Raw genomic sequence first — 22,710 nt, 5'->3', positions numbered from 1 at the left:
TATGGGGTCAGATGAGCGCGAACTGCCCTTCTGGGCCCTCTTCGTGATGGTCGAGGACGGACGCGGGCCGATGCGCCGCCTCCGGAACCGGCAGGACGCCCGCCTCCCGCAGCTCGGTCCGCGTGATCGGCGAACCGATCGTCAACTCGGCCGACTGGGGGCGGAGTTCCGCGAGCAGTGTCAGCACCGTGACGAGTTCCAGCAGCTCGGACGTCCAGGCCTGCGGCCAGCCGACCGTCCGGATCGCCTCCAGAGTGCCCGGCTCGGGTGGTGCCGCCGGCTCGGCCCTGGCCGCGAACCACTGCTCCAGGACACGCACTCCGCCCACCTCGAAGTCCCAGGCCTCCGGCGGCACGGGCGAGATACGGCCCTCGTCGAGGAGGAGGGCCTCCTCGTCGCGGTCGTAGCGCACGTCGACGGGGCGCGACGGGAGCGGGGCGCGGACATAGGGGCGGCGGCCCCCGGGGAGCTTGGGGCGCTCGCCGTCGCGGCGCATCAGCCACAGCATCCGGCGCCCCAACCCGACGCCGTGCGCCCACGCCTGCGGGTCCGCGGTGAGCGGGACGGCCCACCCGTCACGGCCCGACCGCGCGACCGCGACCGTCCAGGCGAGGACGTCGACGGGGTCGGGGGAGTGGCCGAGGCGGGTGCCGAGGTGCTCCAACAGGCCGGGCGCCAGATTCGGTTCGCGGCCCCCGGGGCGCCGGTGCAGCGGGCGGACACGGCCGCCGCGACCGGCGCTCAGCGGCAGCACGGACGCGACCAGCAGCACCGGCCCCGACGCGTCCGGCACCACCGTCTGCTCCACCACGAACACCTGCCGCTCGTCGGCCACCCGCCACAACTCGGGGCGCGCCGCGTCGATCAGCCGGTGGTCCGGGATCAGCCACTGCTCGTCGAAGGGGCCGTGCAGGACGCGGACCGGCTCCGGGCAGGGGCCCGACTCGCGCTCCAGCCGGGCCGTCCCGCTCGACTGCCCCGGCAGCTGTCCGACGGCCGAGTGCGTGGTGCGCGAGCGCGTCGGGCCGAACAACGCCTCGCGGCCTGGCCCCTCGGCCTTCATCAGCGTGTCCCAGCGCGCCTTCAGGGACGCCGCGTCGGGCGCCGTCGGCCACCCCCGGCCCAGCCTCGGCGGTGCGACGGACCACGGCATGAGGTCCGCGAGCAGCGGAGCGTCGTCGTGCGTCACGCCCGGCATCGTACGACGCGGGCGCCGCGCGCCGGTCTCGTACGCCATCGTCAGTGGGCGTCGAGGGTGACCGTGAAGGAGAAGCGGTCACCGCGGTAGTGGATGCGGGCCACGTCCAGGGCGCGGCCGTCCTCGCCGTGCACGATGCCCGTGTAGTGCAGGATCGGGCTGAGCAGCGGCACCTGGAGCAGCCGGGCCGTCTCCGGATCCGCGAGCCGCGCCTCCACCGTGTCGGTGATCCGGCTGATGCGCACGCCCACCACGTCCCGCAGCACCTTGGTCATGGGCCAGCGCACCAGGTCCTGCGGGTCGATCCGCGCGGCCAGTTCGGGACGGACGTAGTTGCGGGCGTGGTTCGTCGGCTCACCGGTCTTCTCGTCGCCACGCAGCCGGTGGTACGTCCCCACCTCGGCCAGATCCGGGAAGTACTCGGCGAGTTCGGCCGGCACCGGCACGCTCCCGTGGTCCAGCAGCTCGGTCGTCATGCCCGACTGCTGCGCGACGATCGTGTCCACCGAGCCCAGCAACCGCACCGGAGCGCCCCGCTGCGCGCTCGGCTCGATGAACGTGCCCCGTCGCCGGTGGCGGGTGATCAGTCCCTCGTCCTCCAGCTCCTTGAGCGCCTGCCGCATGGTGAGCACACTCACCCCGTAGTGGCCCGCCAACCGCTCCTCGGTCGGCAGGCGCAGCGGATCCTGGGGCGAGCGCCCGAGTATCGAGGCACGCAGGGACTGCGACACCTGGTACCAGAGCGGGAGTTTGCGGTTCAGGACGATCGAGTCCGGGGCGAAGGAGGTCACGAGGGATATCCGTACCGGTCGCCGACGCTCAGTGCAACGGGCTGAAGTGCCGCTGGAGGCCCTGCCACACGTCGTCGTACCCGCGCTGCAGATGCTCCGCGTGCGCCGCCTGCGCCGTGGCGGTCACCGGCCACCGGGTCTCGAACATGAACGCCAGCCCGTCGTCGATCTTCTGCGGCCGCAGCTCGGCGGCGCTGGCCCGGTCGAAGGTCTCCCGGTCCGGCCCGTGCGCCGACATCATGTTGTGCAGCGAACCGCCCCCCGGAACAAAGCCCTCCGCCTTCGCGTCGTACGCCCCCTCGATGAGCCCCATGTACTCGCTCATCACGTTCCGGTGGAAGTACGGCGGCCGGAAGGTGTCCTCGCCCACCAGCCAGCGCGGCGCGAACACCACGAAGTCGACCCCGGCGAGGCCCGGGGTGTCGCTCGGCGAGGTCAGCACCGTGAAGATCGACGGATCCGGGTGGTCGTAGCTGATCGTGCCGATCACATTGAAGCGGCGCAGGTCGTAGACGTACGGCACATGGTTGCCGTGCCAGGCGACGACATCCAGCGGCGAGTGGTCGTACGTCGCCGTCCAGAGGTTGCCGCAGAACTTGTTGACCACCTCCACCGGGCCCTCGACATCCTCGTACGCGGCGACGGGAGCGAGGAAGTCCCGCGCGTTGGCGAGTCCGTTGGCGCCGATCGGGCCGAGGTCGGGAAGCTGGAAGGACGCCCCGTAGTTCTCGCACACATAGCCGCGGGCCGTCGGGCCCTGCCCGCCGTCGGACGCGGCGTCCAGCAGCTCCACCCGGAAGCGGACCCCACGGGGAATCAGCGCCACCCCGCCCGGCTCCACGTGCAGCAGCCCGAACTCCGTCCGCAGCAGCAGCCCGCCCCGCTCCGGCACGATCAGAAGCTCCCCGTCGGCGTCACTGAAGACGCGGTCCATCGAGGAGTCGGCGTGGTACAGGTGCACGGCCATGCCGGTGCGCTGGGTCGCGTCGCCGTTGCCGCCCAGCGTCCACAGGCCCGCGAGGAAGTCGGTACCCCGCGCCGGCTCCGGCAGCGGGTTCCAGCGCAGCCGGTTCGGGTCGGGCTCGGTCTCCGTGAAGGGCGCCGAGCGCAGCGCCCCGTTGTCCGTGCGCGTGAACGCCGGGTGCGCGGCCGACGGACGGATCCGGTACAGCCACGAACGCCGGTTGTGCGCCCTCGGCTCCGTGAACGCCGTACCGCTCAGCTGCTCCGCGTACAGCCCGAGAGGGGCGCGCTGGGGCGCGTTGCGGCCGTGCGGCAGCGCCCCGGGGAGCGCCTCCGAGCTGTGTTCGTTGCCGAATCCGGTGAGGTAGGTCAGCCCCTCGGCCGTCTTCCTCGCGTCCCCGCTCATGATCGCTCCCTCGCGCCTGATTCCTATGCTTCACCGTAGGATTCAGTTTTTTCGCGCGCAAGAGGTACGCCGAGGCGCGTGGCCGACGAACGCGCGGCGCCGGAACCTCCGCGCGGAGTACACCCCAGGGTTGGCGGTACGGCCCAAGAACCCGACTCCAGGGGGATCCGCCTGTCAGAGCGTTGTTCTAATGTCCCCGGCATGTCGTGGAAGCGTGGAGTGCTCGCCGCGCTCGCGGTCTGCGCCCTGCTCGGCGGATCGGCGGGCTGCGGCACCGGTGCCGCACACGAGCGGAGGGACGCGGTGTCGCCCTCACCCGTGGGAAAAATCCTGGACGATACGGACAAAGAAGGACGGCACTACCGTGAGGTCGACAAGAAGAGCGCACCCGAGGTCGCCATCGAGGTCCAACCGGCCTCCGACGACGGCTGGGACGTCCGCCTGACCGTCCACCGCTTCCGCTTCTCGCCCGCCGCCGCCAAGGCGGAGGCCGTGGCCGGCCGCGGCGTCGCGCTGCTGTCCCTGGACGGCCGGAACCTCGCCACCCTGCGCACCGTCGAGTACCACCTCGCCGGCGACCTGGTCCCACGCGGCACCCACCACGTCACCGCGCGCCTGTACGCCGACGACCGCACGGCGTGGGCCGTCCACGGCAAGCCCGTCGAGAGCACGGCGGACATCACCGCCTCCGGGGCCGCCGCATCGACCCAGCCGTCGACACCCACCGCGCCGCCCCCGCCGAGCCCGTCGACCGCCCCGTCCACACCGACATCGACGACGAGCGGGAACGGCGTCGCGGGGCGTACGGGCACGGGAGGTTCACCGGATCCCGGCGGAAAGGCATCATGAAGCCTGTGCCCCAAGCGACCTCGCTGCGCCGCGCGCCCGTTCAGCGGCGCAGCGCCGAACGACTGACCAGGATCCTCGACGCCTGTGCCGACCTCCTCGACGAGGTCGGCTACGACGCCCTGAGCACCCGGGCCGTGGCCCAGCGCGCGGGCGTCCCCATCGGCTCCGTCTACCGCTTCTTCGGCAACAAGCGCGCCATGGCCGACGCGCTCGCCCAGCGCAACCTCGAGCGCTACACCGAACGCGTCACCGAACGCCTCCGAGCCGCAGACGCACAGGGCTGGCGCGCCGCCATGGACGCCGTACTCGACGAGTACCTCGCCATGAAGCGCACCGCCCCCGGCTTCTCCCTCGTCGACTTCGGCAACCAGATACCCGTCGGCACCCGCGACGCCCAGCCCAACACCCGCGTCGCCGACCGCCTCACCGACCTCCTCTCCGACTACCTCGACCGCACCCCCGACGAAGACCTCCGGCGCACCTTCCTGGTCGCTGTGGAGGCCGCCGACAGCCTGGTCCACCTGGCCTTCCGGATTGCCCCGGAGGGAGACGAGCGGATCATCGGGGAGACGCGGGAGCTACTGCGCGCGTATCTGGCCAGGGTTCTGGACTGAACCGCTGCACCGCCGCAGCGTGTGGGCCGGGAGGCCGGCTCGCGATTTCCCGACCTCACCCCCTCAAAGCCCTCCCTCCCATCCGTACCGGTCGGTATGCTCGGTCCGATCCGTGTGCCACCGCCGCCACCGTCCTCCGGGAGGACCCGTGTCCCGCACCTCCGGCGCCACCCCCGACTCCCGCACCGCCCTGCGCGTCTGCCCCCTCTGCGAGGCCACCTGCGGGCTGACCCTCACCATCGAAGGCACCCGGGTCACCGGCGCCCGCGGCGACCGCGACGACGTCTTCAGCAAGGGGTTCATCTGCCCCAAGGGCGCCTCCTTCGGCGCCGCCGACGGCGACCCCGACCGGCTGCGCACCCCCCTCGTCCGCACGGACGGCGAACTGCGCGAGGCCACCTGGCAAGAGGCCTTCGACGCGATCGCGGCGGGCCTCGGCCCGATCGTCGAGCAGTACGGCCCGCACGCCCTCGGCATCGTCCTCGGCAACCCGAACGTGCACACCATGGCCGGCGCCCTCTACCCGCCCGTCCTGCTCACCGCGCTGCGCACCCACAACGTCTTCACCGCCTCCACGCTCGACCAGATGCCCAAACACGTCTCCAGCGGCCTGCTCTACGGCGACGCCAACGCGATCCCGGTCCCGGACCTCGACCACACCGACCACCTCCTCCTCATCGGCGCCAACCCCCTGGAATCCAACGGAAGTCTGTGCACCGCCCCCGACTTCCCCGGCAAGCTCAAGGCGCTGCGCGCCCGCGGCGGCACCCTCACGGTCATCGACCCGCGCACCACCCGTACCGCCAAACTCGCCGACCGCCACGTGACCGTCCGCCCCGGCACCGACGCCCTGCTGCTCGCCGCGATGACGTACGTCCTCTTCGAGGAGAAACTCGTCGACCTGCGCGACCTCGCCCCACACGTCCAGGACGTCGAAGAACTCGCCACCGCCATACGGGACTTCACCCCCGAGGCCGCGAGCGAGGCCTGCGACGTGGACGCCGACACCATCCGCGCGCTCGCCCGTGAACTCGCCGCCGCCCCCACCGCCGCCGTCTACGGCCGCATCGGCAGCTGCACCGTCCCGCACGGCACCCTCGCCAGCTGGCTCGTCGACGTCCTCAACATCCTCACCGGCAACCTCGACCGCCCCGGCGGCGCCCTCTTCCCGCAGGCCGCCACCGACAAGACCCCCCGCCCCGCCGGACCCGGCCGCGGCTTCGCGCTCGGCCGCTGGCACAGCCGGGTGAGCCGCCACCCCGAGGCCAAGGGTGAACTCCCGCTCGCCGCACTCGCCGAGGAGATCGACACCGCCACACCCGAGGGCAGCCCCGTCCGCGCCCTCATCGCCATCGCCGCCAACCCCGTACTGTCGGCACCCGACGGCAACCGCCTCGACAAGGCCCTCGACTCCCTCGACTTCATGGTCAGCGTCGACCCGTACCTGAACGAGACCGCACGCCACGCCGACGTCGTACTGCCGCCGCCCCCGCCCTCCCAGAGCGCCCACCACGACTTCGCCTTCAACACCCTCGCCGTACGCAACCAGGTCCGCTACAACCGCCCCGCCGTCCCCCTCGAACCGGGCCGCATGGCCGAGACCGAGATCCTCGCCCGGCTGGTGCTCGCCGCCACCGGCATGCACGGCGCCGACCCGTCCGCCGTGGACGCCATGGTCATCGACTCCACCCTCGGCAAGGCCGTCCAGGACCCGCACGGACCCGTCCACGAACGCGACCCGAAGGAACTCGCCACGCGGCTCACCGGCGAGAACGGACCCGAACGCAGGCTCGACATGATGCTGCGCCTCGGCCCCTACGGCGAGGGCTTCGGCGCCCGGCCCGACGGCCTGAGCCTGGAGAAACTGCTCGCCCACCCGCACGGCATCGACCTCGGACCGCTGCGCCCCCGTCTGCCGCGGCCACTGAAGACGCGCAGCGGAAAGATCGAGCTGCTGCCGGCACCGATTGTCGACGATCTTCCCCGGCTGCGCGCCGCCCTGCGCGAGCGTCCGGCGGCGATCGTCCTCGTCGGCCGCCGCCACCTGCGCTCCAACAACAGCTGGATGCACAACGTCCCCGCCCTCACCGGCGGCACCAACCGCTGCACCCTGCACATCCACCCCGAGGACGCGGCACGCCTCGGCCTCGCCGACGGGGCGGCCGTGCGCGTCAAGGGTGCCGGGGGAGAAGTGGTCGCCCCGGCCGAGGTCACGGACACCGTACGACGCGGGGTGGTGAGCCTGCCGCACGGCTGGGGACACGACCGCCCCGGCACCCGGATGAGCCATGCGGCCCTCGATCCGGGCGTCAACGTCAACCAGCTCCTCGACGGCTCGCTCCTCGACCCGCTGTCGGGTACGGCGGTGCTCAACGGGGTGCCGGTGGAGCTCGCAGCGTGCCCGTAGTGGGCCTCCGCTCACCGAGACAAGCCTGTGACCTGGAGTTTTGCGCTTATTGCTCGCGTGTCAACATCTTGTTAACGCAATCTTGCGCGACCTAACGTCATCGCACCGCCGTCCCTGGTGGGAGTTCAAGGGCGAACGTTAGGTAATCCAACTCATGCTGACCATCCTCGGCTTCACCATGATCGCGACCTTCCTGGTCCTGATCATGCTGAAGAAGATGTCGCCGATCGCGGCGCTCGTGCTGATCCCGGCACTCTTCTGTGTCTTCGTCGGAAAGGGCGCCAAGCTCGGTGACTACGTCATCGACGGCGTCACCAGCCTCGCCCCCACGGCGGCGATGCTGATGTTCGCGATCGTCTACTTCGGTGTGATGATCGACGTCGGTCTCTTCGACCCGATCGTCCGGGGGATCCTCAAGTTCTGCAAGGCCGACCCGCTGCGGATCGTGGTCGGCACCGCGGTCCTCGCCGCGATCGTCTCCCTCGACGGCGACGGCTCGACCACCTTCATGATCACGGTCTCGGCGATGTACCCGCTGTACAAGCGCCTCAAGATGAGCCTGGTCGTGATGACCGGCGTCGCCGCCATGGCCAACGGCGTCATGAACACGCTCCCCTGGGGCGGCCCCACGGCCCGCGCCGCGACCGCGCTGAAGCTCGACGCCAGCGACATCTTCGTCCCGATGATCCCGGCCCTCGCCGTCGGCCTGCTCGGCGTCCTCGCCCTCTCGTACGTCCTCGGACGCCGCGAGCGCAAGCGGCTCGGCGTGCTGACGCTCGACGAGGTCCTGGAGCCGGAGACCGAGACGGTGCTCGTCGGCGCGGGTGCGGGCGCCTCCGGCGACGGCTCCGCCGCCGTCGCGAAGAAGGCGGCGCGCACGGGTGGTTCGAGCACCGGCACCGGCACCGGCTCCGGCACTGACGCCGATCTGCCCGACGCGGACGACGACTTCCAGGGTCTCGACCCCCACCGCGCCACCCTGCGCCCCAAGCTCTACTGGTTCAACGCGCTCCTCACGGTCACGCTGCTCACCGCCATGATCATGGAGTGGCTGCCGATCCCGGTCCTCTTCCTGCTCGGCGCCGCACTCGCGCTCACCGTCAACTTCCCCCACATGCCCGACCAGAAGGCCCGCCTCGGCGCCCACGCCGAGAACGTCCTCAACGTCTCCGGCATGGTCTTCGCCGCCGCCGTCTTCACCGGCGTCCTCCAGGGCACCGGCATGGTCGACCACATGTCCAAGTGGCTGGTCTCCAACATCCCCGACGGGATGGGCCCGCACATGGCCCTCGTCACCGGTGTCCTCAGCATCCCGCTCACCTACTTCATGTCGAACGACGGCTTCTACTTCGGCGTCCTCCCGGTCCTCGCCGAAGCGGGCCAGGCACACGGGGTCTCGTCCCTGGAGATCGCCCGCGCCTCGCTCGTCGGCCAGCCGCTGCACATGTCCAGCCCGCTGGTGCCCGCCGTATACGTCCTCGTCGGCATGGCGAAGGTCGAATTCGGAGACCACACGAGGTTTGTGGTGAAGTGGGCGGCGCTGACTTCGCTGGTGGTGTTGGGGGCGGGGATTCTGTTCGGCATCATCTGACGGACGGGTGTCGACTGACAGATTCTGTCATCTGTTATCTGTCATCTGAAATCCGTCATCTGTTATCTGTCGGTCGATATCGGCCAGTCGATACCCGTCATCTGCCACCTGTTCTCTGCAATCCGTCATCTGTAATCCGTCATCGGATGGAGGGGTGTCCCCGTGGGGCCCGGTCGGAACCGCGGCTGGCTGCTGCGCCTCGTCATCGCCTTCGGCTTCGCGCAGGGGGCGGTGTCGATGGCCCGGCCCGCCGTCTCCTACCGGGCCCTTGCCCTGGGCGCCGACGAACGCGCCATCGGTGTGATCGCCGGTGTGTACGCCCTGCTGCCCCTCTTCGCCGCCGTACCGCTGGGCCGCCGTACCGACCACGGACGTTGTGCCCCGCTGCTGCCCGTCGGGGTCGTCCTCATCGCGGGCGGTTGCGCGCTCAGCGGTACGGCGGACTCGCTGGGGGCGATGGCTGCCTGGAGCGGGGTGATGGGCCTGGGTCACCTCTGCTTCGTCATCGGTGCCCAGTCGATCGTGGCCCGGCAGTCCGCGCCGCACGAACAGGACCGCAACTTCGGCCATTTCACCATCGGCGCCTCCCTGGGCCAACTGGTCGGGCCGATCGTCGCGGGCCTTCTGATCGGGGGTCCGGACAGGGCGGGCAGCAGCGCGCAGGCCCTGCTCGTAGCGGGTGCGCTCGCCGCGGTGTCGTTCACCTCGCTCTGGCGCATCGAGCACCGTACGCCCGCCGAGTCCCGTACGGCTCAGGGCGACCGTGTGCCCGTGCACCGCATTCTGCGTGCCCGGGGCGTACCCGCCGGAATCCTCATCAGCCTCTCCGTGCTGTCCGCGACGGACATCCTGACCGCGTATCTGCCCGTGGTCGGCGAGCACCGGGGCATCGCGCCGTCCGTGATCGGTCTGCTGCTCAGTCTCCGCGCGGCGGCGACCATCGCCTGCCGACTGGTCATGACGCCGATGCTGCGACTGCTGGGCCGGGCGGCGCTGCTCACCGCGACCTGTCTGGTGGCCGGTGTGCTGTGCGCGGGTATGGCGCTGCCCGTGCCGGTGTGGGCGCTGGCCGCGATGCTGCTGGTCCTCGGCTTCTGTCTGGGCGTCGGCCAGCCGCTGTCCATGACGACGGTCGTGCAGGCCGCCCCGGACGAGGCCCGCTCCACGGCCCTGGCCCTGCGGCTGACCGGCAACCGTCTGGGGCAGGTGGCCGCCCCGGCCGCGGCGGGGCTGGTCGCCGGGGTCGCCGGTGTGGCCGCGCCGTTCGTGATGCTCGGCGCGCTGTTGGTGCTGTCCTCGGGGATCGCGCTGCGCTCGCCGAGGAAGGCGCCCGCAGGCCGTGCCGAGCCCGTACGGCCCGGAGTGCCCCTGCGTCGCAAGAGCGACATCTGACCTTCCCGACCGGCCCGACGAGGGTGCGGCGAAGTGTCGGTCGGGCCGGTAGGCGATCGTCCGTTTCCGCCGCGTCCGAACAGGGACGGGAACCGACACGCCGGATCCCGCCGGGTGTCTTCCCCCGGGTGGTCGCGGTCCGTTAACTTCCGTGACTCATACGTCCCTTGCGGCCCGCTCGGGGCGTCTCGACCGCGGAGCGACAGCGCCCTTTGAGCCCCCGGGGGCACCCTTCATGACACGCGCCATCTCCCTGCACCAGGTCAGCAAGTCGTATACGCGCGGTGTCCGCGTGGTGGAGCGGCTGTCGCTGGACATCCGGCCGGGCGAGTTCCTCGTCCTGCTCGGTCCCTCCGGCTGCGGCAAGTCGACCGTGCTCAGGATGATCGCCGGCCTGGAGAACGCCACTGAGGGCGAGGTACGTCTCGACGGTGAGGACGCGGGCGATCTGCCGCCGTCCGAGCGGGACATGGCGATGGTCTTCCAGAACTTCGCCCTCTACCCGAGCATGACGGGCCGCGACAACATCGGCTTCCCGTTGCGGATAGAGACCCCCGGCGAGGACCCGCGTCCGCGCGTCGACGCCACCGCCCGGATGCTCGGCATCGAGGACCTCCTCGACCGTTTCCCCCACCAACTGTCGGGCGGCGAGCGCCAGCGCGTGGCGATGGGCCGAGCGATCGCCCGGCACCCTTCCGCCTTCCTGATGGACGAGCCGCTCTCCAACCTCGACGCCAAACTCCGCAACCACCTGCGCGCCGAGATCGCCTCGCTCACCAGGGAGTTGGGCGTCACCACGGTGTACGTCACCCACGACCAGGCCGAGGCGCTGTCGCTCGGCGACCGGGTCGCCATCCTGCGCGGCGGCGTCCTCCAGCAACTGGACACACCCCGTACGGTCTACGCGCTGCCCGCGAACGTCTTCGTCGCCGCCTTCATCGGCACCCCGCGCATCAATCTGTTGCGCGGCCTGGTCCGGGCCCCGCTCGACGGGGCCATGACGATCAGCCTCGGCAAGCAGTATCTGCCGCTGCGCGAGCCCTGGTCGGTGGATCAGCGGTTGCTGCGGGTGCAGCAGGGCCGCGAGGTCATCGTCGGGCTGCGTTCCGAGGCCGTCCGTCTGGCCATGCCGTCGGAGGCCCGGCCCGGCGAGGTGGCGATCAGCGGTCTCGTCGAGCATGTGGAGTTCCAGGGGCACGAGGTGCTCGTCCACTTCAACACCGGCTCGCGGCCCGCGTTCGTCCCGGATCTGGAGGCGCCGCGCCCGGTCCGCCCGGTCAGGCGCCGCCGTCGCGAGGGCTCGCTCCTCGACCGTCTCCGGGACCGCCGGGCCGGTCTGCGGGCCGGCCCGGTGGTCGACCTCGACGACCCCGCCGACGTGGGTCCCGCGCGCGACGACGAGATACCGCCGGAGGGCCGGCTCCCCGGCGACCTGGTGGTCCGCACCACCCCCGACTTCGACCTGCGTCACGGCATGCAGGTGCCCCTCCTCGTCGACCTCGCCCATCTGTTCGTCTTCGACCAGCACGGCGAACGCATCTGCCCCGCTCCGGCGCGGCTGCCGGACCTGGACGAGTGAGGTGAGCAGGGTGAGTCGCGGGAAGACGTCTGGCGCCTGAAAACTAACACCGCTAGTTTGTGGGTCGGACGATGCCGCGAGGCGGACGGCACGCCCCCGCCCGGGAGGAACACGATGAAGGCACATGACGGCATGTACATCGACGGTGCCTGGCGCCCCGCCGCCGGGACGGACACGATCGAGGTCGTGAACCCGGTGGACGAACAGGTTCTCGGCCGGGTTCCGGCGGGCACGGCCGAGGACGTCGACACCGCCGTACGGGCCGCCCGTGCCGCCTTCCCTGCCTGGGCCGCGACCCCGCCCGCCGAGCGGGCCGCGCGGCTCGGCGCCCTGCGTGACGTCCTCACCGCACGCAAGGACGAGATCGCAGAGACGGTCACGGCGGAGCTCGGCTCCCCGCTGTCCTTCTCGCAGGCGGTCCACGCGACCGTACCGATCCTGGTCGCGGGCTCGTACGCCGAACTGGCGGCCACCCATGCCTTCGAGGAGAAGGTCGGCAACTCGACCGTCTACCAGGAACCGATCGGTGTGGTCGGCGCGATCACACCCTGGAACTACCCGCTGCACCAGATCGTCGCCAAGGTCGCCCCCGCGCTCGCGGCGGGCTGCACGGTCGTCCTGAAGCCCGCCGAGGACACGCCGCTCACCGCCCAGCTCTTCGCGGAGGCGGTCGCGGAGGCGGGCGTCCCGGCGGGCGTCTTCAACCTCGTCACCGGCCTCGGCCCGGTCGCGGGCCAGGCCCTCGCCGAACACCCGGACGTGGACCTGGTCTCCTTCACGGGCTCCACGGCGGTGGGGCGGCGGATCGGAGCGACGGCCGGTGCGGCCGTCAAGCGGGTCGCCCTCGAACTCGGCGGCAAGTCCGCCAACGTCATCCTGCCGAGCGCCGACCTCGCCAAGGCCGTCAACGTCGGCGTCGCCAACGTGATGTCCAACTCCGGCCAGACGTGCAGCGCCTGGACCCGCATGCTCGTGCACGCCGCCCAGTACGAGGAGGCCGTCGAGCTCGCCGCGACCGCCGCGGCGAAGTACGGAGACCGCATCGGCCCGGTCGTCAACGCCAAGCAGCAGGCGCGGGTGCGCGGTTACATCGACAAGGGCGTCGCCGAGGGCGCCCGGCTCGTCGCGGGCGGCCCCGAATCCCCGCGCGAACAGGGGTATTTCGTCCAGCCGACCGTCTTCGCGGACGTCACCCCGGAGATGACGATCGCGCAGGAGGAGATCTTCGGCCCGGTGCTGTCGGTGATCCCGTACGAGGACGAGGAGGACGCCGTCCGGATCGCCAACGGCACGGTGTACGGGCTCGCGGGCGCGGTGTGGGCGGGTGACGAGGCCGAGGCGGTCGCCTTCGCGCGACGGCTCGACACCGGGCAGGTCGACATCAACGGCGGTCGGTTCAACCCCAGTGCCCCGTTCGGCGGTTACAAGCAGTCGGGGGTCGGACGGGAACTGGGCGCGCACGGCCTGTCCGAGTACCTCCAGACGAAGTCCCTCCAGTTCTAGCCCGTTCCACACCACTCCACTCCGTTCCACTCCATTCCCGTCAGTTCCAGAGTTCTGGGCCGAGGAGCTTTTACGTGGTTCGCGCTGCCGTACTTCCCGCCGTGGGCGCTCCCCTGGAGATCGCCGAGATCGACCTCCCGGCGCCCGGTCCCGGTCAGGTCCGCGTCCGGCTGGCCGCCGCCGGGGTCTGTCACTCCGACCTCTCGCTGTCCGACGGCACCATGCGGGTGCCCGTCCCCGCCGTCCTCGGCCACGAGGGTGCCGGGACCGTCGTCTCCGTCGGGGAGGGCGTGACGGGTGTCGCGCCCGGCGACGGCGTCGTCCTCAACTGGGCGCCCTCCTGCGGAAGGTGCCACGCCTGCTCGCTGGGGGAGGTGTGGCTGTGCGCCAACGCGCTGACCGGCGCGGGCGACGTGTACGCGCGGCGCGCCTCCGACGGGAGCGATCTCCATCCCGGCCTGAACGTCGCCGCCTTCGCCGAGGAGACCGTCGTGGCCGCCGGCTGCGTCCTCCCCGTCCCGGACGGCATCCCCCTCACCGACGCCGCCCTCCTCGGCTGCGCCGTCCTCACCGGGTACGGCGCCGTCCACCACTCGGCGCGGGTGCGTGCCGGTGAGACCGTCGCCGTGTTCGGGGTGGGCGGGGTCGGGCTCGCGGCGCTGCAGGCGGCGCGGATCGCGGGCGCGTCGCAGGTCATCGCGGTGGACATCTCTCCGGAGAAGGAGCCACTGGCACGCGAGGCCGGTGCCACGCACTACGTCGTCGCCTCCGACACCACCGCCCGCGAGATCCGCTCCCTCACCGGCAAGCAGGGTGTCGACGTCGCCGTCGAGTGTGTGGGCCGTGCCGTGACCATTCGCGCGGCCTGGGACTCCACCCGCCGCGGCGGGCGTACGACGGTCGTCGGCATCGGTGGCAAGGACCAGCAGGTCACCTTCAACGCGTTGGAGATCTTCCACTGGGGCCGTACGCTGTCCGGCTGCGTGTACGGCAACTCCGACCCTGCGCGGGATCTGCCGGTGCTGGCGGAGCATGTGCGGGCGGGGCGTCTGGATCTGGGGATGCTGGTGACCGAGCGGATCGGGCTGGACGGGATCGCGGGGGCGTTCGAGAACATGGTGGCGGGGAAGGGCGGACGCGCGCTGGTGGTGTTCTAGGGCCTGTCCGGCGGATCATGCCGCAGACGCGGGGCTTGGCACGCCCATCTGCGGCGTTCATGAGCCACCGCCCGTTTCCTGCGACTTGATCCGCCGGACAGGCCCTAGCCCCCGGTGACTTGGTTGTCCGCGGGTGCGTGGGGGCCGGTCGCGCGGTTCGCCGCGTCCCGGAAAGCCTTGGACCGGGGGCGGGAGCGGGACACCGCGACTCCGGCCAGGCACAGTGCGCCGCCCGCGAGCGTGAGCAGCGCCGGCACCTCGTCGAGGAACAGCCAGGACATCGCGACGACGAGCGCGGGCACCGCGTAGGTCGTCGCGCCCATACGGCTCGCGGTGGTCCGGGCCAGCGCGTACGCCCAGGTCGTGAACGCCAGTGCGGTCGGGAAGACGCCCAGGTAGAGCACGTTGAGGGTGGCGGCGGCGGGCGCGTTCGCCACGTCGTGGACGAGTTGCCCCGCGAACGGCAGGCACGCCACCGTCCCGACCAGACATCCGAACGTGGTCACCTGGAGGGCGCTCGCCCGCCCGAGCGCCGGCTTCTGCGCGACGACCCCCGCCGCGTAGCCGACGGCGGCGAGCAGGCACAGGACCACTCCCAGCACCGAGGACCCGCCCTCGCCGGACATCGACAGCCCCACCGCGACCGCCCCCGCGAACGACACCGCCATGCCCGCGAGCAGCCGCGGTGGCATCGCGTCGCCGAGCAGTCGGGAGCCGAGCAGCGCGATGAGAAGCGGGCCGATGTTCACGACGAGCGCCGCCGTGCCGGCGTCCACCTGCTGCTCACCCCAGTTGAGCACCACCATGTAGAAGCCGAACCAGAGCAGGCCGGATATAGCGATCCCGCGCCGGGCCGCGCGCGGCGGCCACCCCTCGCCGCGTACGAGACAGAGGGCGCCCAGCGCGACGGATCCCGCCAACAGCCGCCCGAGTGCCAGCGCGCCCGGCGAGTACGCCGCGCCCGCGCTGCGGATCGACACGAAGGCGGAGGCCCACAGCACGACCGTGACGGTCGCGGCGCCCGCGGCGAGCAGGTCCGCGCGACGGGCGGACGCGGGAGAGGTGGCGTTCATCATGGTCCCGAGGCTAGGTGGGGTACGGGGCAGGGTGCTCGCGGCTTTCGGACGCCGCGGTGGGACATGGCCGGTCAGCGGAGTGCCGCCGCCTCGATGCCCAGGAGTTCCGCGAAGGCCCGCTCGCCGTCCGGCGTGACCTTGACCGCGCGCTCCGAGCCGATACGTACGCACCAGTGGGCGTCCAGGGCGTGGCGGCACAGGGCCGCGCCGGCGGTACCCGCGAGGTGGGGGCGGCGTTCGGTCCAGTCGAGGCAGCCGCGGGTGAGGGGGCGGCGGCCGGTGCGGTTCAGGTCGATGCCTGCCTCGTCGAACCATCGCAGGCCCGCGTCCGTGAGCGCGAACCCGGTGTCCTGGCGGAGCAGGCCGCGGTGGGTGAGGGCGTCGGTGAGGGTGATACCGAGGCGGCCCGCGAGGTGGTCGTAGCACGTGCGGGCGCGGGCCATCGCGGAGCCCGTGCCGGCTTCCCGCAGGGTGCGGGGGCGTCGGGCGGTGTCGGGTGCGACCTGGGCGGCGAGGTCCTCGACGAGTTGGGCGACGTGGGGGTCCGCGAGCCGTACGTAGCGGTGTCGGCCCTGTCGTTCCTCGGCGAGCAGGCCGCCTGCGACGAGCTTGCCCAGGTGTTCGCTGGCCGTCGAGGGGGCGACGTGGGCGTGCCTGGCCAGTTCACCCGCGGTCCAAGCGCGGCCGTCGAGCAGGGTGAGCAGGAAGGTGGCGCGGGTCTCGTCCGCGAACATCGCCGCCAGCGCGGCGAGTCCCGGTGCGACCGGATCCGTCGACCTCGTCATGCCACCCATCATCCGCCCCGTACAGTTCGGCCCCCGCCGAACGGTCTCCGGGCCGCGGGGGTTCTTCGGCTGCCGGGCGGTGGGGGCTGGGCGCGCAGTTCCCCGCGCCCCTGGGGCACGGGGCTGCGCCCCGGCGCCCCATGGGCCTCATCATCGAACGCCGGACGGGCTGGAGGCTTTTGGGGGCGCGGGGAACTGCGCGCCAAGCCCCCACTCACCTGCAGCCGAAGAACCCCACCCGGGGGCGGCGGGGCGGGATCAAACCGGCTCGGCGCCGTCAGCCTTCGCCCGTCACCCTTCCGAACTGCTCCGTCAGCCCGTCCAGCAACGCCCCGAGCCCCACCTCGAAGGCCCGCTCGTCCACCTTCTCCTGCTGCTCGGCGAGCAGGTGGGCCTGTCCGAGGTGGGGATAGTCGGCGGGATCGTACGCGCTCTCGTCGTCGACGAAGCCCCCGGCGAAGGACCCGAGGGCGGAGCCCATGATGAAGTAGCGCATCAGGGCGCCGATCGACGTGGCCTGGGCCGGTGGCCAGCCGGCGTCGACCATCGCGCCGAAGACGGCGTCCGCGAGGCGCAGCCCGGCGGGTCGGCGCCCGGGACCGCGGGCGAGGACCGGGACGATGTTCGGGTGGTCGCGCAGGGCCGCCCGGTAGGACACGGCCCAGTCGTGCAGGGCGGTACGCCAGTCCCGCCCGTCCTCGAACATCGCCAGGTCGACCTGCGCGCTCACGGAGTCCGCGACCGCTTCCAGGATCTGGTCCTTGGTGCGGAAGTGGTTGTAGAGGGAGGGCCCGCTCACGCCCAGTTCGGCGGCGAGCCGCCGCGTGGAGACGGCGGCCAGACCCTCCGCGTCCACCAGGGCCCGTGCCGTGTCGACGATCCGGTCGGTGCTCAGGAGGGGCTTGCGCGGTCGGGCCATGGCGCACATAGTAGGGCTGCGGACTTAAACTAGCAGTGCTAATTTAGCTTTTCGAATGTACGGCTTTCAAATGGGGTGACCGTCATGAACCTGGAGCTCAGCGAGGAGCAGACCGCCGTCCGGCAACTCGCCAAGGACTTCGTGGACCGCGAGATCGCCCCTCATGTCGTCGAGTGGGACCGGGCGGAGGAGGTCGACCGCTCGCTCGTGAAGAAGCTCGGCGAGGTCGGCTTCCTCGGGCTCACCGTCGACGAGGAGTACGGCGGCAGCGGCGGCGACCACCTCGCGTACTGCCTCGTGACGGAGGAGCTGGGCCGCGGTGACTCCTCCGTACGCGGCATCGTCTCCGTCTCGCTCGGTCTGGTGGCCAAGACGATCGCGTACTGGGGGAGCGAGGAGCAGAAGCGGCAGTGGCTGCCGGGGCTGACCTCCGGCGCCTACGTGGGCTGCTTCGGCCTCACCGAGCCCGGCACCGGCTCGGACGCGGGCAACCTGACGACGAAGGCCGTACGCGACGGCGACGACTACGTCATCAACGGCACCAAGATGTTCATCACCAACGGGACCTGGGCCGACGTCGTCCTGCTCTTCGCCCGCTCCACCGACGCACCCGGCCACAAGGGCGTCTCCGCCTTCCTCGTGCCGACCGACACCCCAGGCCTGACCCGCCGCACCATCCACGGCAAGCTCGGCCTGCGCGGGCAGGCCACCGCCGAACTCGCCCTGGAGGACGTACGCGTACCCGCGAGCGCCATGCTGGCGCCCGAGGGCAAGGGGTTCTCCGTGGCCATGTCCGCCCTGGCCAAGGGGCGGATGTCGGTCGCCGCCGGGTGTGTCGGCATCGCCCAGGCGGCCCTGGACGCCGCCGTGCGGTACGCGACCGAGCGGGAGCAGTTCGGGAAGACCATCGCGCACCACCAGCTCGTCCAGGAACTGATCAGCGACATCGCCGTCGACGTGGACGCGGCACGGCTGCTGACCTGGCGGGTCGCCGATCTCGTCGACCGCGGACTGCCCTTCGCCACGGAGTCGTCGAAGGCCAAGCTCTTCGCCTCCGAGGCCGCCGTGCGCGCCGCGAACAACGCACTCCAGGTCTTCGGCGGCTACGGCTACATCGACGAGTACCCGGTCGGCAAGCTGCTGCGCGACGCCCGCGTGATGACCCTCTACGAAGGCACCAGCCAGATACAGAAGCTGGTCATCGGGCGGGCGCTGACGGGGGTTTCCGCCTTCTGAGTACGCCCGCACGCGGCACTGAGTACGTCGGCGGATGCGGCGGCGGTCGCGTCCGCCGACCCTTGTCCCCATGAGTGAGACACCCGTCAAGCATCAGAACACGGCGGCCTTCTACGGCCAGGCCGTGGCCTCCTTCTCCGTCGCCATGGTGGCGACCGCCGTCGGCATCTACAAGCTGCACGCCGACGCCTGGGTGCGAGCCTTTCTGGCCATCGCCGTTCTCTATCTCGTGACGTCGTCCTTCACGCTGGCCAAGGTGATCCGGGACCGTCAGGACGCAGGCGCTGAGCGGGCACGCTAAGCGCCCGCTCAGCTTCGGCGGTATGGTGTACCTCCTGTCAGCGAGAGGGGCGAACCAGCGATGAGTACGGCGGAGGAGACGGCCGGCGGCGAGATGCAGCCGTGGGCCGAGGTCACCCCGGACGCGGCCCGGCGGCTGCTCGTCGCCGCCGTGGAGGCCTTCGCCGAGCGCGGATACCACGCGACGACGACCCGGGACATCGCGGGCCGCGCGGGCATGAGCCCCGCCGCGCTCTACATCCACTACAAGACCAAGGAAGAGCTGCTCCACCGCATCAGCCGGATCGGGCACGACAAGGCGCTCGACATCGTGCGCGGCGCGGCGCAGGGCGGCGGCAGCGCCGCCGAGCGGCTCACCGACGCCGTGCGGTCCTTCGTACGGTGGCACGCCGGGCAGCACACCACCGCGCGGGTCGTGCAGTACGAGCTGGAAGCCCTCGGGCCCGAGGCGCGGGCGGAGATCGTCGCGCTGCGGCGGCAGACCGACGCGGCCGTGCGCGGCATCATCGCGGACGGCGTGGCGGCGGGCGACTTCGACGTGCCGGACGTGCCGGGCACCACGCTCGCCGTGCTCTCCCTCTGCATCGACGTGGCTCGCTGGTTCAACGTCGACGGGCCCCGTACGCCCGACGAGGTCGGCGCGCTCTACGCCGACCTCGTGCTGCGCATGGTCGGGGCCAAGCAGTAGCGGCCCCGGGGCGGTTGGGGGCGCTCAGAGGTAGTAGCGCGACACCGACTCGGCCACGCACACCGGCTTGTCGCCGCCCTCGCGCTCCACGGTGAAGGCCACGGACACCTGGACACCGCCGGTCACGTCCTCGACGCCGGTGATCTGCGCGGTGGCACGCAGCCGTGAGCCGACCGGTACGGGGGCGGGGAAACGCACCTTGTTCGTCCCGTAGTTGACGCCCATCCTCACGCCTTCGACCTTGATCAGCTGCGGGCCGAACAGCGGGAGCAGCGACAGGGTGAGGTAGCCGTGCGCGATCGTCGTGCCGAAGGGGCCGGTCGCGGCCTTCTCGGGGTCGACGTGGATCCACTGGTGGTCGCCGGTCGCCTCCGCGAAGAGGTCGATCCGCTTCTGCTCGATCTCGACCCAGTCGCTGTACCCCAGCTGCTCGCCCACCGCGGCCCGCAGTTCGTCGACCGTCGCGAACGTCCTCGGCTCTGCCATCTTCCCGACCTCCCACATGTCCATGTCTAAGCAACTGCTTAGCATGGTCGGGTACGGGGCGCGTGTCAACGGACCGGACGTGTGACGAAGTAGGTAGAGCGGGTGACGAAGTAGGTAGGGTTCGAGGGGTGCCCCAGATCCCTGAGAAGATCCACGAGCTGACCGTCGGCCAGCTGTCGGCCCGCAGTGGCGCCGCCGTCTCCGCCCTGCACTTCTACGAGTCCAAGGGCCTGATCAGCAGCCGTCGCACCACCGGCAACCAGCGCCGCTACCACCGTGACGCGCTGCGCCGTGTCGCCTTCGTCCGGGCCGCCCAGCGCGTCGGCATCCCCCTCGCCACCATCCGCGAGGCGCTCGCCGAACTCCCCGAGGAGCGCACCCCGACGCGCGCGGACTGGGCCCGGCTGTCGGAGGCCTGGCGATCCGAACTCGACGAGCGGATCAAGCAGTTGAGCCGACTCCGGGATCACCTGACCGACTGCATCGGGTGCGGTTGTCTGTCCCTGGAGAACTGCGTGCTGTCCAACCCGGACGACGTCTTCGGCGAGCGCCAGGCGGGCTCCCGGCTCATGGTGGAGCGCGTCACCGCGCGGCCGGAGCCGCAGCGGTCACAGGGGGAGCAGGAGTCGCAGCGCGCGGCCGAGGAGTGCTGCTGAGGGCACCCCTCGGCCCGCGCCGTGGCCGGGTGGAACCGCGACTCCCGTGCCGCGACCGCCCGGACCCGTCACTCGTACTCCGTGCCGCCCTTGCGCGTCAGATACGCCGGGCTGACCGCCTTCGCGATGGCCCGGCCGCCGGTCACCGGGCTGTAGCGCTCGACGGCAGGGCGTATCACGACGCCCTCCCGCAGATGCAGTGCGCGCCCGGACACGGTCTCCCGGCCCGAGGCGACCTCCAGGACGCGGTCGATGTCGTACGGGCCCTCGTACAGCCGTGGCACCAGCGGCAGTTCGCCGTCGAGAAGCGCGGCCGCGTCCAGCCAGCGGACCTCGCCGGCGATCTCCGCGGACACGTCGAACACGGCGTGGCCGAGGGACTCGCGGCGGCCGTCGGCGCCGTACGACAGGTCCTGCACGCCCGCCCCGTACACCTCGCCGAAGATGCCGACCCGGCGGGCGCCGAGCCGTTCGGCGAGCCGGGCCGCGGCCGCCGCGACGCCGTGGGCGTGGACGGCACGCCAGTACAGATTGCGGGAATCCTCCTTGAGGGCGAGGGACTTGGCGCCGAAGCCCTTGGAGGAGACGTACACGCGGTCCTGGTCGGCGAGGTAGGTCAGCAGGCAGGCCGAGCCGTGCAGCTTCTCCGTCAGGACGACGTTCTCGCCCGGCGCGAAGATGTCCGGGTACCGCTGGATGTTCTCGATGTCGACCCAGGGCAGCAGATCGGGCGCGGACTCGACGTCGCCGTTCATGGTGGGCGGGATCGGCGGCACCCACTTGACGATGCCGAGCGCCTCGGCGAAGTCGGTGCCGTCCGCGGCGGCCCGCGCCAGATCGACGTCGGCCAGCGCCTTCGGGCGGCAGACGATGCCCTGCGACAGCTCACCGCGCAGGCGTACGGCCTTGACGCGGTCCGAGCCGGGGCCCGCGAGGCGTCCGGTCAGGCCCAGCTCCTCGATGAGCGTGGTGGGGAGCACGGACTGCTCGGGGATGTAGACGGCACTCTCGCCGGTGCGGTAGGCGCCCTTGGCGACGACGGCTCGGTACAGGCCCACCTGGGCCAGTTCGAGCGCGTCGGCGTTCGGATGCTCGTGGACGGTCAGCACTTCGGCGGTGACGCGCAGCGTCGACATCGGGACTCCTCGGGTACCTCAACGGGGTTTCATCGAGCCCAACTGTCCCGAGGAGAAAGAGATGGAGCGAACGGATTTGCGCCTGCTAGCGTCGGATTCACAGGTCTGTACGCCCCGTCCGCACCCCGGCGAGGTCAGCGCCCCGCCAGGGGCGCGGGGAACTGCGCGCCCAGCCACGGACGATCCCGCAGCCGACGACTCACCCGCAGTCCCCGTAACCCGGCCGACCCCGACCCTCACCACGACCCCGCCCCCCGTTCAACCCGGCGGAGCGCTCACACTGAGACGAGCAACCGCCCGCGCCTGGCCTCCGCCAGCGCCTCGGGCGTGAGCACGGGCCGCGGTACGACGATTCCGCATTCCGTGCAGACGGGACCCGACGACGGTTCGTGGGCCAGGTCGTACTTCCAGGTGAGGCGCTCACCGGTGCAGACCGGGCAGACCGTGCCCGGCTCGCGCTCCAGCGCGGCGATCAGCCGGCGCAGCACCTCGGCCAGTGATTCGTGGGGGTGGATCCGCGGATCGTCGCACCACGCGACGCCGAATCCGCCCCAGGTCAGCCGATGCCAGTCGTCCACGCTGCCCGGCCGGCGCAGCCCGTCGTGCTTCTCCTTCTTGCGGCGCTCGGCGAACTCGACCTCGTAGGCGAGCCAGACGGAGCGGGCCTCCTCTAACTCGTCCAGTGCGGCCACGAGCCGCGCTGGATCGGGGGACCGGTCCTCGGGGCCGAACCCGGCCCGGGAGCAGAGATGGTCCCAGGTCGCCCGATGCCCGTAAGGGGCGAACCTCTCCAGGCACTTGCGCAGTGAATAGCGTCGCAGTGCCAGATCATTCCTCGGATCTCGCACCTGTCTCGCCAGACTCCGAAAACCCGCCATCGCCCTGCACCTCCGTCACACCTGCACCTGTACTTCGGTCACTTCGGCGTTGCCGTCCCAGGGACGTCGCCGAGTAGACGTATCGACACGCGATTCGGCT

21 protein-coding genes are annotated in these 22,710 nt (G+C 71.5%); 12 read left to right on the top strand and 9 right to left on the bottom strand.

All coding sequences use genetic code 11. From position 1 onward, the window contains the following. Window positions 1–7: 7 nt before the first annotated feature. The 3 genes from KVT44_RS07455 to hmgA are packed head-to-tail and all read right to left on the bottom strand — an operon-like array spanning window position 8 to window position 3,358. Window positions 8–1,198 carry a type ISP restriction/modification enzyme gene (locus KVT44_RS07455; protein WP_217566514.1) on the bottom strand — a complete coding sequence of 397 codons (1,191 nt, stop codon included), beginning with the start codon at window positions 1,196–1,198 and terminating at the stop codon, window positions 8–10. Between the two features lie 41 nt (window positions 1,199–1,239). Next, a complete protein-coding gene (locus KVT44_RS07450) occupies window positions 1,240–1,989 on the bottom strand; it encodes a GntR family transcriptional regulator (RefSeq protein ID WP_217566454.1) in 750 nt (249 codons plus the stop codon). Window positions 1,990–2,017: 28 nt separating this feature from the next. Then, window positions 2,018–3,358 (bottom strand): homogentisate 1,2-dioxygenase, encoded by a 1,341-nt coding sequence (gene hmgA / locus KVT44_RS07445; RefSeq protein ID WP_217566453.1) that lies wholly within the window; start codon window positions 3,356–3,358, stop codon window positions 2,018–2,020. A 201-nt stretch (window positions 3,359–3,559) separates the two neighbouring features. Here hmgA and KVT44_RS07440 point away from each other — a divergent pair, with 201 nt between their 5' ends. From KVT44_RS07440 to KVT44_RS07405, 8 genes are all read left to right on the top strand, one after another. After that, a complete protein-coding gene (locus KVT44_RS07440) occupies window positions 3,560–4,207 on the top strand; it encodes a nuclear transport factor 2 family protein (protein ID WP_217566452.1) in 648 nt (215 codons plus the stop codon). Then, entirely contained in the window at window positions 4,204–4,821 is a 618-nt protein-coding gene (locus tag KVT44_RS07435; protein WP_217566451.1) for a TetR/AcrR family transcriptional regulator, read from the top strand. The genes KVT44_RS07440 and KVT44_RS07435 overlap by 4 nt, the downstream gene beginning before the upstream one ends. A gap of 148 nt (window positions 4,822–4,969) precedes the next feature. Next, a complete protein-coding gene (locus tag KVT44_RS07430; RefSeq protein WP_217566450.1) occupies window positions 4,970–7,228 on the top strand; it encodes a molybdopterin oxidoreductase family protein in 2,259 nt (752 codons plus the stop codon). A 154-nt stretch (window positions 7,229–7,382) separates the two neighbouring features. Then, on the top strand, window positions 7,383–8,819 hold the full coding sequence (locus KVT44_RS07425) for a CitMHS family transporter (RefSeq protein ID WP_217566449.1): 1,437 nt from the start codon (window positions 7,383–7,385) through the stop codon (window positions 8,817–8,819). 162 nt (window positions 8,820–8,981) lie between these two features. Next, a complete protein-coding gene (locus KVT44_RS07420) occupies window positions 8,982–10,211 on the top strand; it encodes an MFS transporter (protein ID WP_217566448.1) in 1,230 nt (409 codons plus the stop codon). Between the two features lie 235 nt (window positions 10,212–10,446). After that, entirely contained in the window at window positions 10,447–11,790 is a 1,344-nt protein-coding gene (locus tag KVT44_RS07415; RefSeq protein ID WP_190169551.1) for an ABC transporter ATP-binding protein, read from the top strand. 114 nt (window positions 11,791–11,904) lie between these two features. Beyond that, window positions 11,905–13,293, top strand: a complete 1,389-nt coding sequence (locus KVT44_RS07410; RefSeq protein ID WP_217566447.1) for an aldehyde dehydrogenase family protein — start codon at window positions 11,905–11,907, stop codon at window positions 13,291–13,293. Between the two features lie 74 nt (window positions 13,294–13,367). Continuing rightward, a complete protein-coding gene (locus KVT44_RS07405) occupies window positions 13,368–14,450 on the top strand; it encodes a Zn-dependent alcohol dehydrogenase (RefSeq protein ID WP_217566446.1) in 1,083 nt (360 codons plus the stop codon). A gap of 104 nt (window positions 14,451–14,554) precedes the next feature. Here KVT44_RS07405 and KVT44_RS07400 read toward each other — a convergent pair whose 3' ends face one another. From KVT44_RS07400 to KVT44_RS07390, 3 genes are all read right to left on the bottom strand, one after another. Then, the gene (locus tag KVT44_RS07400; RefSeq protein ID WP_190169553.1) at window positions 14,555–15,526 is read right to left on the bottom strand and encodes a DMT family transporter; all 972 of its coding nucleotides are present in this window, start codon (window positions 15,524–15,526) and stop codon (window positions 14,555–14,557) included. 71 nt (window positions 15,527–15,597) lie between these two features. Then, window positions 15,598–16,323, bottom strand: coding sequence for a metalloregulator ArsR/SmtB family transcription factor (locus KVT44_RS07395; protein WP_217566445.1), 726 nt, complete (start codon window positions 16,321–16,323; stop codon window positions 15,598–15,600). A 265-nt stretch (window positions 16,324–16,588) separates the two neighbouring features. Then, window positions 16,589–17,230 carry a TetR/AcrR family transcriptional regulator gene (locus tag KVT44_RS07390; protein ID WP_217566444.1) on the bottom strand — a complete coding sequence of 214 codons (642 nt, stop codon included), beginning with the start codon at window positions 17,228–17,230 and terminating at the stop codon, window positions 16,589–16,591. An 84-nt stretch (window positions 17,231–17,314) separates the two neighbouring features. Here KVT44_RS07390 and KVT44_RS07385 point away from each other — a divergent pair, with 84 nt between their 5' ends. From KVT44_RS07385 to KVT44_RS07375, 3 genes are all read left to right on the top strand, one after another. Next, window positions 17,315–18,466, top strand: a complete 1,152-nt coding sequence (locus KVT44_RS07385) for an acyl-CoA dehydrogenase family protein (protein WP_217566443.1) — start codon at window positions 17,315–17,317, stop codon at window positions 18,464–18,466. A gap of 70 nt (window positions 18,467–18,536) precedes the next feature. After that, window positions 18,537–18,767, top strand: coding sequence for a YiaA/YiaB family inner membrane protein (locus tag KVT44_RS07380; RefSeq protein ID WP_067365118.1), 231 nt, complete (start codon window positions 18,537–18,539; stop codon window positions 18,765–18,767). A 60-nt stretch (window positions 18,768–18,827) separates the two neighbouring features. Beyond that, the gene (locus KVT44_RS07375) at window positions 18,828–19,454 is read left to right on the top strand and encodes a TetR/AcrR family transcriptional regulator (RefSeq protein ID WP_099923504.1); all 627 of its coding nucleotides are present in this window, start codon (window positions 18,828–18,830) and stop codon (window positions 19,452–19,454) included. Window positions 19,455–19,478: 24 nt separating this feature from the next. Here KVT44_RS07375 and KVT44_RS07370 read toward each other — a convergent pair whose 3' ends face one another. Further along, window positions 19,479–19,940 carry a MaoC family dehydratase gene (locus KVT44_RS07370; RefSeq protein WP_067366373.1) on the bottom strand — a complete coding sequence of 154 codons (462 nt, stop codon included), beginning with the start codon at window positions 19,938–19,940 and terminating at the stop codon, window positions 19,479–19,481. A 128-nt stretch (window positions 19,941–20,068) separates the two neighbouring features. Here KVT44_RS07370 and soxR point away from each other — a divergent pair, with 128 nt between their 5' ends. Continuing rightward, complete coding sequence (gene soxR, locus KVT44_RS07365) at window positions 20,069–20,596, top strand: redox-sensitive transcriptional activator SoxR (protein ID WP_099923505.1); 528 nt, start codon at window positions 20,069–20,071, stop codon at window positions 20,594–20,596. A gap of 68 nt (window positions 20,597–20,664) precedes the next feature. On the opposite strand, the gene KVT44_RS07360 is transcribed toward soxR, so the two are convergent. Beyond that, window positions 20,665–21,732, bottom strand: coding sequence for an RNA ligase (ATP) (locus tag KVT44_RS07360; protein WP_217566442.1), 1,068 nt, complete (start codon window positions 21,730–21,732; stop codon window positions 20,665–20,667). Window positions 21,733–22,007: 275 nt separating this feature from the next. Further along, complete coding sequence (locus KVT44_RS07355) at window positions 22,008–22,610, bottom strand: hypothetical protein (RefSeq protein ID WP_217566441.1); 603 nt, start codon at window positions 22,608–22,610, stop codon at window positions 22,008–22,010. Between the last annotated feature and the right edge of the window lie 100 nt (window positions 22,611–22,710).

It is taken from the genome of Streptomyces sp. GbtcB7 (assembly GCF_019091445.1).
Lineage (GTDB): Bacteria > Actinomycetota > Actinomycetes > Streptomycetales > Streptomycetaceae > Streptomyces > Streptomyces mirabilis.
The sequence above is the reverse complement of the archived record's forward strand: the minus strand, read 5'-3'. Positions and strand labels throughout refer to the sequence as shown.